This is a genomic window from Phenylobacterium sp. (assembly GCF_031425575.1).
Lineage (GTDB): Bacteria > Pseudomonadota > Alphaproteobacteria > Caulobacterales > Caulobacteraceae > Phenylobacterium.
Genome location: NZ_JANPJP010000019.1, coordinates 1 through 9227, shown reverse-complemented (window position 1 = coordinate 9227; position 9227 = coordinate 1). Strand labels below are relative to the sequence as shown.

The 9227-nt window shown below is 66.9% G+C and carries 9 protein-coding genes and 2 pseudogenes; 7 read left to right on the top strand and 4 right to left on the bottom strand.

Annotated elements, in window-relative coordinates; translation table 11 throughout:
* On the bottom strand, nucleotides 1-1558 hold a 1558-nt coding region (locus tag RMO97_RS00945), incomplete at its 3' end, for an MATE family efflux transporter (protein WP_310538687.1).
* A 255-nt stretch (nucleotides 1559-1813) separates the two neighbouring features.
* On the opposite strand from RMO97_RS00945, the gene rfbB reads away from it, so the two are divergent.
* The 4 genes from rfbB (at nucleotide 1814) to RMO97_RS00925 (ending at nucleotide 5083) form a co-directional block, all read left to right on the top strand.
* Nucleotides 1814-2863 carry a dTDP-glucose 4,6-dehydratase gene (gene rfbB / locus RMO97_RS00940; RefSeq protein ID WP_310538686.1) on the top strand — a complete coding sequence of 350 codons (1050 nt, stop codon included), beginning with the start codon at nucleotides 1814-1816 and terminating at the stop codon, nucleotides 2861-2863.
* Nucleotides 2860-3759 carry a dTDP-4-dehydrorhamnose reductase gene (gene rfbD / locus RMO97_RS00935; RefSeq protein WP_310538685.1) on the top strand — a complete coding sequence of 300 codons (900 nt, stop codon included), beginning with the start codon at nucleotides 2860-2862 and terminating at the stop codon, nucleotides 3757-3759. The genes rfbB and rfbD overlap by 4 nt, the downstream gene beginning before the upstream one ends.
* Nucleotides 3756-4652, top strand: a complete 897-nt coding sequence (gene rfbA / locus RMO97_RS00930; RefSeq protein ID WP_310538684.1) for a glucose-1-phosphate thymidylyltransferase RfbA — start codon at nucleotides 3756-3758, stop codon at nucleotides 4650-4652. The genes rfbD and rfbA overlap by 4 nt, the downstream gene beginning before the upstream one ends.
* A gap of 278 nt (nucleotides 4653-4930) precedes the next feature.
* On the top strand, nucleotides 4931-5083 hold the full coding sequence (locus RMO97_RS00925; protein ID WP_310538683.1) for a hypothetical protein: 153 nt from the start codon (nucleotides 4931-4933) through the stop codon (nucleotides 5081-5083).
* 9 nt (nucleotides 5084-5092) lie between these two features.
* Here the strand turns inward: RMO97_RS00925 and RMO97_RS00920 are convergent, their stop codons facing one another.
* Nucleotides 5093-5728, bottom strand: coding sequence for a helix-turn-helix domain-containing protein (locus RMO97_RS00920; RefSeq protein ID WP_310538682.1), 636 nt, complete (start codon nucleotides 5726-5728; stop codon nucleotides 5093-5095).
* 152 nt (nucleotides 5729-5880) lie between these two features.
* Between RMO97_RS00920 and RMO97_RS00915 the strand changes: the two genes are divergently transcribed.
* The 3 genes and pseudogenes from RMO97_RS00915 to RMO97_RS00905 all read left to right on the top strand — a co-directional run bounded on the left by RMO97_RS00915 (nucleotide 5881) and on the right by RMO97_RS00905 (nucleotide 8144).
* Nucleotides 5881-6693, top strand: a complete 813-nt coding sequence (locus RMO97_RS00915; protein ID WP_310538681.1) for a UDP-2,3-diacylglucosamine diphosphatase — start codon at nucleotides 5881-5883, stop codon at nucleotides 6691-6693.
* Nucleotides 6694-6740: 47 nt separating this feature from the next.
* Nucleotides 6741-6935: pseudogene (locus RMO97_RS00910) on the top strand (TetR/AcrR family transcriptional regulator); the annotation flags it as partial.
* Nucleotides 6936-7046: 111 nt separating this feature from the next.
* Entirely contained in the window at nucleotides 7047-8144 is a 1098-nt protein-coding gene (locus RMO97_RS00905) for a glycosyltransferase family 1 protein (protein ID WP_310538688.1), read from the top strand.
* Between the two features lie 21 nt (nucleotides 8145-8165).
* Here RMO97_RS00905 and RMO97_RS00900 read toward each other — a convergent pair whose 3' ends face one another.
* Both RMO97_RS00900 and RMO97_RS00895 read right to left on the bottom strand, forming a co-directional pair.
* On the bottom strand, nucleotides 8166-8873 hold the full coding sequence (locus tag RMO97_RS00900) for an MIP/aquaporin family protein (RefSeq protein ID WP_310538680.1): 708 nt from the start codon (nucleotides 8871-8873) through the stop codon (nucleotides 8166-8168).
* Nucleotides 8870-9227, bottom strand: a pseudogene (locus RMO97_RS00895) (arsenate reductase ArsC); the annotation flags it as partial. The gene RMO97_RS00900 and the pseudogene RMO97_RS00895, both read right to left, overlap by 4 nt.

The following is a 9227-nucleotide window of genomic DNA, read 5'->3' as shown; positions in this document are numbered from 1 at the left end:
CTGGTTGAGCCGTAGGGGCGGGTTGGCCGGCCTCGGCGACGGCCTCGGCGGCCTCGCTCTCCTCAAGGCCGCCCGGCAGGCTCATGCCGGTGTCGGGCGCGTCGCCGTGCGGGGTGAACTTCATCAGGCGGGCGTTGCGCCACGGACCCCAGCGATACCAGGACGCGGCCAGGATGCAGGAGGTGATGCTGCCCAAGGGGAAGCTCAACCAGATGGCGTCGGCGCCGAGCACCGGCATCAGCAGCTTGGCGAAAGGCACCCGGACCACCCAGAGCGAGATGATCATGGCGAACAGGGGCGGCCAGACCGACCCGGTGGCCCGCACGATCCCCGACAGCACGAAGGACACCCCGAACGGGATGAAGCCCCACAGCACATAGGCGTTGAGGTGCATGGCGATGGCGTGGGAGGGACTGTCGGCCGGCAGGAACAGGCGCAGGATCACCGGCTCCACCAGATAGATCAGCACCACCGGAACCGCGCTGAACAGGGCCGCATAGGCCGAGCCGATCAGGGCGATCCGGTCGACCCGGTCCATCCGGCCCGCGCCGACGTTCTGGGCGGCCATGGAGGAGACCGCCGCGCCCAGCGCCATGGCCGGCATCTGGACGTAGGTCCACAGCTGGGTGGCCGCGCCATAGGCCGCCGCCGTGCTGGAGCCATAGGTGTTGACCATGCTGATCATCAGCACCGCCGAGCCGGAGATCACCAGCATCTGGAAGGCCATGGGCATGCCCTTGACCACAATCGTCTTGAGGATCTCGAACTCGGGCTTCAGCAGAGTCCACTCATGGCGGCGCAGAACAAGAACCGAATTGGTCCGGTAGAGATAAACCAGCATGGCGCCCAGGGTCGCGGTCTGGCTGACCAGGGTGGCCATGGCCGAGCCGCCGATCCCCATGCGGGGGGCGGGCCCGAAACCGGTGATCAGCAGGGGGTTGAGGATGACGTCCAGCCCCACTGCGAACAGCGAGAAGTAGAAGGGGGTCTTGGAGTCGCCGGTGGCGCGCTGGGCCATCATGACGAAGGAGAAGAAGTACATGAACGGCATGGCCAGGAAGATCACCCGCAGATAGGTGATGGCGTCCTGGATGGCGTCGGCCGGCGTGCCCATGGCCTGGAGTATGGTCGGGGTGAGCAGCCAGCCCCCCGCCCCCACGGAAATCGAGAGCACGATGAAGAAGGTGGTGGCGGTGCCGATCACCCGCTTGACCATCGGCTGGTCGCCCGCGCCGATCGACTGGCCGATCAGCAGGTTGGCCGCCATGCTGACCCCGAAGGCGGCGCCGAGCATCAGGAACAGCAATATGTTCGCGTTGGAGGTGGCGGTCAGCGCCGCCTCGCCCAGGACATGGCTGACCCAGATGGCGTTGGCCGAGCCGTTCAGGGACTGCAGGATGTTGGAGCCCATCACCGGCAGGGCGAAGACGATCAGGGTCTTGCCGATGGGGCCGGTGGTCAGGTCCGGCCCGCCGCGACCGCGAGGGCCTCCGGACGGAAAGCCGGGCCGTGGCCCGCCGGGGGCCGCAACAGGCCCATCGTCTGAACTCGAAACCACGGCCATCCCCAAGGCGCGACACGCGCCGCCCGCCATCGACTGGTCCCCGAAAATGCGGAGGCGCGGCGTGATCCCCGAAAATGCCAGGGAGCGAGTTGGGAGACTGTAGGCGCCCCGTCTCACCGCCTCAAGCGCGGCCCTTGCGAAAAAGCGTCACGGCGCGCCACGAATTGAGCCCGACGCGATCTCCTGCTAGAGGCAATCCTCGCGGGAATTGACGTGGCAAGATCGCCGCCATCGCTTACGAAAGACTCCATGAAAATCCTTGTTACGGGCGGCGCCGGGTTCATCGGGTCGGCGGTCGTGAGACGGGCCGTGGCGGACGGCCATGAGGTGGTCAACCTCGACGTCCTGGCCTACTCGGCCAATCTGGAGAACGTGGCCGAGGTCTCGGCCTCGCCCCTCTACGCCTTCGAGGAAGCTGACATCTGTGACGCACCGGCGGTGAAGGCGATCTTCGCCCGGCACCAGCCCGACGCGGTGATGCACCTGGCCGCCGAGAGCCACAACGACCGCGCCATCGACGGGCCGCTGGACTTCGTGCGCACCAACGTCATGGGCACAGCCGTCCTGCTGGAGGCCGCGCGCGCCTACTGGCTGGGCCTCGACCCGGACAGGAAGGCCGGCTTCCGTTTCCACCACGTTTCCACCGACGAAGTGTTCGGGGCCTTGGGGGAGAGCGGCGCCTTCACCGAAGAGACCCCCTACGACCCCAACTCGCCCTATTCGGCCAGCAAGGCGGGCGCCGACCACCTGGTGCGCGCCTGGAACCGCACTTTCGGCCTGCCGGTGGTGATCACCAACTGCGCTAACAACTACGGCCCCTTCCAGTTTCCGGAAAAGCTGATCCCGACGGTGGTGCTGCGCGCCATGGAGGGCAAGACCATCCCGGTCTATGGTGACGGCCGCCAGGTTCGCGACTGGCTGCACGTGGACGACCACGCCGACGCCTTGCTGACCGTGCTGCAGAAGGGCCGCCTGGGGGAGACCTACTGCGTCGGGGGTGATAGCAACCTGCGCAATCTCGAGGTCATCAAGATTCTCTGCGCCCACCTGGACAGGCTGGCTCCGGCCAACGTCCCGCACGCCGAGCGCATCAGCTTCGTGGCCGACCGCCCCGGCCACGACTTCCGCTACTCCATCGACGCCTCGAAGCTCGCCAATGAACTGGGCTGGGCGCCGAGAACCGACCTCGCCGCCGGCCTGGAAGACACCGTTCGCTGGTACGTGGAGAACCGGGCCTGGTGGGAAGCCATCCGGGAGCGCGGTTTTGAGTCCGAGCGCCTGGGCCTCGCCAAGGCATGACCACGACGATCCTGCAGTTCGGCGCCACCGGGCAGCTGGCCCGGGAGATGCTGCTCCGCTCCAGCGGCGTGGTGGCGATCCAGGCCCTGTCGCGGGCCGATGTGGACATCACCGACGCTGACGCCGTGGCGCGGGTGATCGGTGAGACGCCCGACATCGACCTGGTGTTCAACGCGACGGCCTACGCCGCAGTGGACAGGGCCGAGAGTGAGCCGGACCTGGCCTATGCCGTGAACGCCAAGGGCCCGGAGGCCATGGCCCGCGCCTGCCAGGCGCGGGGCGTTCCTCTGATCCATATCTCCACCGACATGGTGTTCGACGGCGAAAAGGCCGGCGCCTATGTCGAGACCGACGCCACCAACCCGCTGCACGTCTATGGCGCCTCGAAGCTAGCCGGCGAGCAGGCGGTGCTGGAGCATTGCGACCGCGCCCTGGTGGCCCGGGTTTCGTGGCTGTTCTCGGCCTTCGGCCAGAACTTCCTGCAGATGATGCTGAAACTGGCCGACACCCAGCCCCTGCTGAAGGTGGTGGACGATCAGCGCGCCCGGCCGACAGCCAGCGGCGACGTGGCGGGCTTCATGCTCAGCCAGGCCCAGCGCCTATCGCGCCTGCCGGCCGGCGCGCCGGAATGGGGCCTGCTGCACCTGGTCAATGACGGCGTCGCCACCCGCTTCGAGATGGCCCGCGCCATCTTCGAGCTGGCGCGTCCGGGCCAACCACTGCCGCCCATGCAGCCGGTGCCCACCAGCGCCTTTCCGACCCCGGCGCGTCGCGCGCTGAATTGCGAACTGGACACGGTGAAGCTCCAGGGGGTCTTTGGACTGACGTTGCGGCCGTGGCGCGAGGCGCTGGAGGACACCATCGAAGATCTGAACGCAGCCTCGGTGACCGCATGAGGCGTGGCATCATCCTGGCCGGTGGCTCTGGCACCCGCCTGCATCCGCTGACGCTCGCGGTCTCCAAGCAGCTGCTGCCGGTCTACGACAAGCCGATGATCTACTATCCGCTGTCGGTCCTGCTGCTGGCCGGGGTGCGCGAGATCCTGATCATCACCACGCCGGAGGACCAGTCGGGCTTCCAGCGCCTGCTGGGGGACGGCTCCCAGCTCGGCGTGCGGTTCGAGTACATCGTCCAGCCGACACCGGGCGGTCTGGCCGAGGCCTATATCCTGGGCGAGGACTTCGTGGGCGGCGAGCCCAGCGTGATGATCCTCGGCGACAACATCTTCTTCGGCCAGAACTTCAGCCAGATGCTGCGCTCGGCCGACGCCCGGACCGAGGGCGCCACGGTGTTCGGCTACACGGTGCAGGACCCCGAACGCTACGGCGTGGTGGAGCTGGGCGCCGACGGCCGGGCTCTGGGCATCGAGGAGAAGCCCGCCCGTCCGAAGTCCAACTATGCGGTGACCGGCCTCTATTTTTACGATGGCCGCGCCTCCGCCTTCGCCAAGACCCTGGAGCGGTCGGCGCGGGGCGAGCTGGAGATCACCGCCCTGAACCAGATCTATCTGGAGGCGGGCGAGCTGCACGTCGAGCTGCTGGGCCGAGGCTTCGCCTGGGAAGACGCCGGCACCCATGACAGCCTCATCCAGGCCGGCGAGCTGATCCGCACCTTCGAGCAGCGGCAGGGCCTGCGCATCGGCTGCCTGGAGGAGATCGCCTTCCACCAGGGCTGGATCGACCGGCCCCAGCTCCTGAAGCTGGCCGACCGTCTGGCCAAGAGCGAGTACGGCCAGTACCTGCGTCAGCTCGCCGATCGGCCTCAGGGTTTCGAAGAACCGGCCGAGTAAGATCAGGCCAGGCGGCTCCTCACCCGCCCCTAGCCAAGTAGACCGCCAGGCCGATCCCCTTGTCCAGGGACGCCAGCGTCCCAGCTTTGGCCAGGGCCCAATGGTTTTCGACATCCGCCGGTTCCCGACGCTGTCAGCAAGGCGCAGATGAAACCTTGGTTTCGCTTTTGCGTTGGATCGGTGACATTTCGTCGCCGATTCATTCCCGATGAATCAGTGCAACACTCAAGCTTAGCTGCCTTCCCCCCGAACCAATGGCAGCAGCGGAGGATATGAGTATGGCCGCAGCTTCCCTGGGCTCGATGGGCTCAAAGGGTCGACCGCGTTTTTACAGGATAGCCCTGATCGCCGGCTTCCTGGGGTTGAACGCCGTCTTCTGGTACCTGGCGATTAAGGCCATCGCCTTCGTAGGCCTGCTCGCGACACTCTGACAGGTCGCCCTAGTCGGGCCAGAGTTCCTGCACATCGCCCTTGCGGTTCAACACCCGCACGGCGCGCTTGACCACCGTGAGCAGGCGCTCTTTGCGCGCCGGCTCGTCGTAGGTCATCGCGCCCTTCGCCAAGCCTTCAAGCAGGAAACGGCCGAGATCGCGGCTGGTCTGGAAGCGCGGGTCCTCGCCGGCCTGGGCGAGCGCCAGGAACCGATCGCCCACCTGGGCGCGGTCGAAGGCGCTCTGGGCGGCGGCCAGACGGACCCGCAGCATCGGCTCGGTGCGGGCGGCGGTCTCCAGCTCGGCGAAGGCCACGAAAGGAATCTCGTGCAGCAACGCCCAGTAAGCGTCGATGGCGTGTTCAGAGGCGTCGACGCCAGGCGCGGCGGGCGCCGAGGCGGCCTGCTCGAACAGTCGGGCGCGCTCCACCTCGATGTAGGTCACAGCGGCCTCCACCAACTCTTCACGGCTGGCGAAATGATAGAGCATCGCGCCCCGCGTCAGGTTCGCGGCGTCCGCGATCATGGCGTTGGTTGCGGCGTGATAGCCGACGTCGGCGAACAGCCGCATGGCGGCGTCGAGGATACGTGCTCGGGTACGCCGAGACTTCGGCGTTTCCTTCGCAGGATAGGTACGGGCGTCCATCGGGACCTGATTTGGGGTGACCTGGGGAGGGTCGGCCTGAGCAATCCCTTACTCCGAAAGGGCCCGCTTCGAAAGGGGCGCGATCGGTTTCATGAGAATGACATGCAATCAGCCTAACCGGCAGGCGTTGGCTGCACGCTCAGGGGGCCTCGATGTCCGAATTCGGAATCCGGCGTTATCGCACCGTCTTCATTTCCGACATCCACCTTGGGACCAAGGGATGTCAGGCGGAACTGCTGCTGGACTTCATCCGCCACATCGAATGCGACCACCTCTTCCTCGTCGGCGACATTATCGACGGCTGGAAGTTGCGCTCTGGCTGGCACTGGCCGCAGAGCCACAATGACGTCGTTCAGAAGGTTCTGCGCATGGCGCGCAAGGGCGTGAACGTCACCTACGTGCCTGGCAACCATGACGAGGGCGCGCGCGAATTCATCGGCGTCCACTTTGGTGGCGTGGTTGTGGCCAGGGATGTCATCCACGAGACCGCGGACGGCAAACGCTTCCTGGTGCTGCATGGCGACGAGTTCGACGGGGTGGTGCAGCACGCCCGCTGGCTGGCCTTCGTCGGCGACTACGCCTACCGGGCCCTGATCGCCATCAACACCCTGTTCAACAGGGTGCGCCGCCGGATGGGCTTCGGATACTGGAGCCTGTCGGCTTTCCTCAAGACCCGGGTGAAGAACGCCCTTCAGTTCGTGGAGAACTTCGAGGCTGCGGTGGCAGACGAAGCGCGGCGACGTGGGGTGGACGGGGTGATCTGCGGCCACATCCACAAGGCCGAGATGCGCGACATCGACGGGATCGCCTATATCAATGACGGCGACTGGGTGGAGAGTTGCACCGCGCTCGTCGAGCATCCCGACGGCCGGCTTGAGATTCTTGAGTGGGCCAAGATCCGCTCATGGTCAGCCATCGACAGGACCATGCCAGACCTGATTCCGTTCCCGGCCGTAGCTGCGTAACGTCGTTTTCTTGACAGCCCCTCCGAACTGACGACAGTGCCGCTGTCATGACGATGCCCCCAACCCGCTACGTCTCCAATCTGCGCGATCGCCAGAAGGCCGAGACTCACGACCAGATCCTGCGCGCCGTGGCGACCCGGCTGGAGTCCGGCGGGCTGGAGGAACTGAGCTTCGCCGAGATCGCCGCCGAGGCGAAGGTGGGCGAGCGCACTGTGTACCGTCACTTCCCCACCCGTGAGGCCCTGATGGGGGCCTTCTGGGCCTGGCTGCAGACCCAGGCGCTGGCCCCGCCCCGGCCGTCTCGCAACCGCGTCCGCGAGGCCATCACAGCGCCGCGCGACAGCCTGAAGCCCATGCGAATCATGGTTGTGACGGATGCGTGGGAGCCGCAGGTGAACGGCGTGGTCCGCACCCTCACCCGGGTCATCAAGGAGATGCGGGAAATGGGCCACTCGGTCGAGGTGATCAGCCCCGACCAGTTCAAGACCTTCCCGCTGCCCACCTATGCCGAGATCAAGGTTGCGGTCGGCACCTATGAGCCGGTGCAGGAGCGCTTCAAGGCGTTCGAGCCGGAGGCCATCCACATCGCCACCGAGGGCCCTCTGGGCCTGGCGGCGCGCCGCATCTGCGTGGAGTGGAAGCTGCCCTTCACCACCAGCTACCACACCCGGTTCCCGGAATATGTCTCCGCTCGGCTGCCGCTGCCGCTGGCCGCCGGCTACGCCTACATGAAGTGGTTTCATAAGCCGTCAGGCCGCCTGATGGTGGCCACCCCCACCATGCGCGACGAGCTGGAACACCACGGCTTCCGCAACATCACCGCCTGGTCGCGGGGCGTGGACACCGAGGCCTTCCGTCCGAGGGCCAAGGACGAGTGCGACGTCTATGAGGGTCTGGCGCGGCCGATCTTCCTGTCGGTGGGGAGGGTCGCAGTGGAGAAGAACATCGAGGCCTTCCTCGGCCTCGACCTGCCTGGCACCAAGGTGGTGGTGGGGGACGGCCCGCAGACCGAGGAGCTGAAGGCCAAGTACCCCGAGGTCGAGTTCCGCGGGTTCAAGATGGGCGACGAACTGGCCGCGCATTTCGCCTGCGCCGACGTTTTTGTCTTCCCCTCGCTCACCGACACTTTCGGCCTGGTGATTCTCGAGGCCATGGCCACCGGCACGCCAGTGGCGGCCTATCCCGCGCCCGGCCCCATCGACATCATTCCCGGCAGCAACGCCGGCGTCCTGGCCGGAAGCGCCACCGAGGGTCTCCGCGAGGCCTGCCTTGAGGCCCTGAAGCTGGACCGCAAGATCGTGCGCACCTTTGCTGAAGGCTTCTCCTGGCGGGCCTGCGCCGAGGACTTCGTGCGCAATCTGCAGCCCTATCCGGAACCCGAGAAGACCCGCTTCTGGCGCCGCCTGCGCCGGTTAGCGCGGGTGCGGCGGCGGCGGCCCGAGGCGGCCTGACCTAGGCCAAGGGGCGACCGGTCATGGTCGTTTCGCCCCGTTGAAAAGCCAGCCGAACAGAATGGCCGCGAGGGCCGCGCCCACAAGCTGCGCGGCGACGAAGGCTGGCGCGGAGCTGGGCGCGATGCCGGCGAAGGTGTCAGACAGGCTGCGCGCCACGGTGACCGCCGGATTGGCGAAGGAGGTCGAGGCGGTGAACCAATAGGCCGAGGTGATGTAGAGCCCGACCATCATCGGCGTCGCCTCCGGCCTGAACCGAATCGATCCGAGTATGGTGGCGATAAGCCCGAAGGTGGCGACGGCCTCCGACAGAGCCTGCGCAGGGCCGTCGCGGAGCTTGTGGGAGAGTTGCAGCACCGGCTCCCCGAACATCAGGTGAGCCAGCCACGCGCCCGCGATCGCACCGACCACCTGGACGGCGACGTAAGCGGCTGCAAGGCCCCAACCCAGTTCACGACGTGCAGCGAAGACCAGGGTTACGGCCGGATTTAAATGAGCGCCGGAGAGCGGGCCGAATATCGTGATCAGAACCACAAGCCCCGCGCCCGTGGAGAGCGTGTTTCCCAGCAGGGCGACCGCGTCATTTCCGCCCGACAACCGCTCGCCCATGATCCCGGACCCGATGACGATGGCCAACAGCAGGGCCGTGCCCAGCAGTTCGGCCACCAGCCTGCGAGAGGTGCTGAAGGACTCCCGGGGCGGCTCCAGGCTTGCGTCCTGATGACTCATCGGGCGGTGGAAGCCGGGGTGTCCTGCATCTGCCCGATGTCCCGCAGCCGGTTTTGCAGGGACATTGCGTCGATCGTCGACAGCGGCAGGGCCAGGAACAACCGGATGCGCGCGCCCAGCTGCTGGGCGGCTTCCGCGAAGGCGGCGGCCTGCTCGGCGTGCGAGCCTTCGACGGCGGCCGGATCAGGGACGCCCCAATGGGCGGTCATGGGTTGGCCCGGCCAGATGGGACAGACCTCGCCGGCGGCGTTGTCACAGACGGTGATCACGAAATCGAGCTGAGGCGCCCCCGGCCTGGCGAACTCGTCCCAGGACTTGGAGCGGAAGTCCTCGGCGCTGAACCCGAGCGCGGTC

What these genes read in the sequence shown, in the direction of transcription:
- rfbB (WP_310538686.1), top strand. Translation starts at nt 1,814, where the DNA reads ATGAAAATCCTTGTTACGGGCGGCGCCGGGTTCATCGGGTCGGCGGTC.
- rfbD (WP_310538685.1), top strand. Translation starts at nt 2,860, where the DNA reads ATGACCACGACGATCCTGCAGTTCGGCGCCACCGGGCAGCTGGCCCGG.
- rfbA (WP_310538684.1), top strand. Translation starts at nt 3,756, where the DNA reads ATGAGGCGTGGCATCATCCTGGCCGGTGGCTCTGGCACCCGCCTGCAT.
- RMO97_RS00925 (WP_310538683.1), top strand. Translation starts at nt 4,931, where the DNA reads ATGGCCGCAGCTTCCCTGGGCTCGATGGGCTCAAAGGGTCGACCGCGT.
- RMO97_RS00920 (WP_310538682.1), bottom strand. Translation starts at nt 5,728, where the DNA reads ATGGACGCCCGTACCTATCCTGCGAAGGAAACGCCGAAGTCTCGGCGT.
- RMO97_RS00915 (WP_310538681.1), top strand. Translation starts at nt 5,881, where the DNA reads ATGTCCGAATTCGGAATCCGGCGTTATCGCACCGTCTTCATTTCCGAC.
- RMO97_RS00905 (WP_310538688.1), top strand. Translation starts at nt 7,047, where the DNA reads ATGCGAATCATGGTTGTGACGGATGCGTGGGAGCCGCAGGTGAACGGC.
- RMO97_RS00900 (WP_310538680.1), bottom strand. Translation starts at nt 8,873, where the DNA reads ATGAGTCATCAGGACGCAAGCCTGGAGCCGCCCCGGGAGTCCTTCAGC.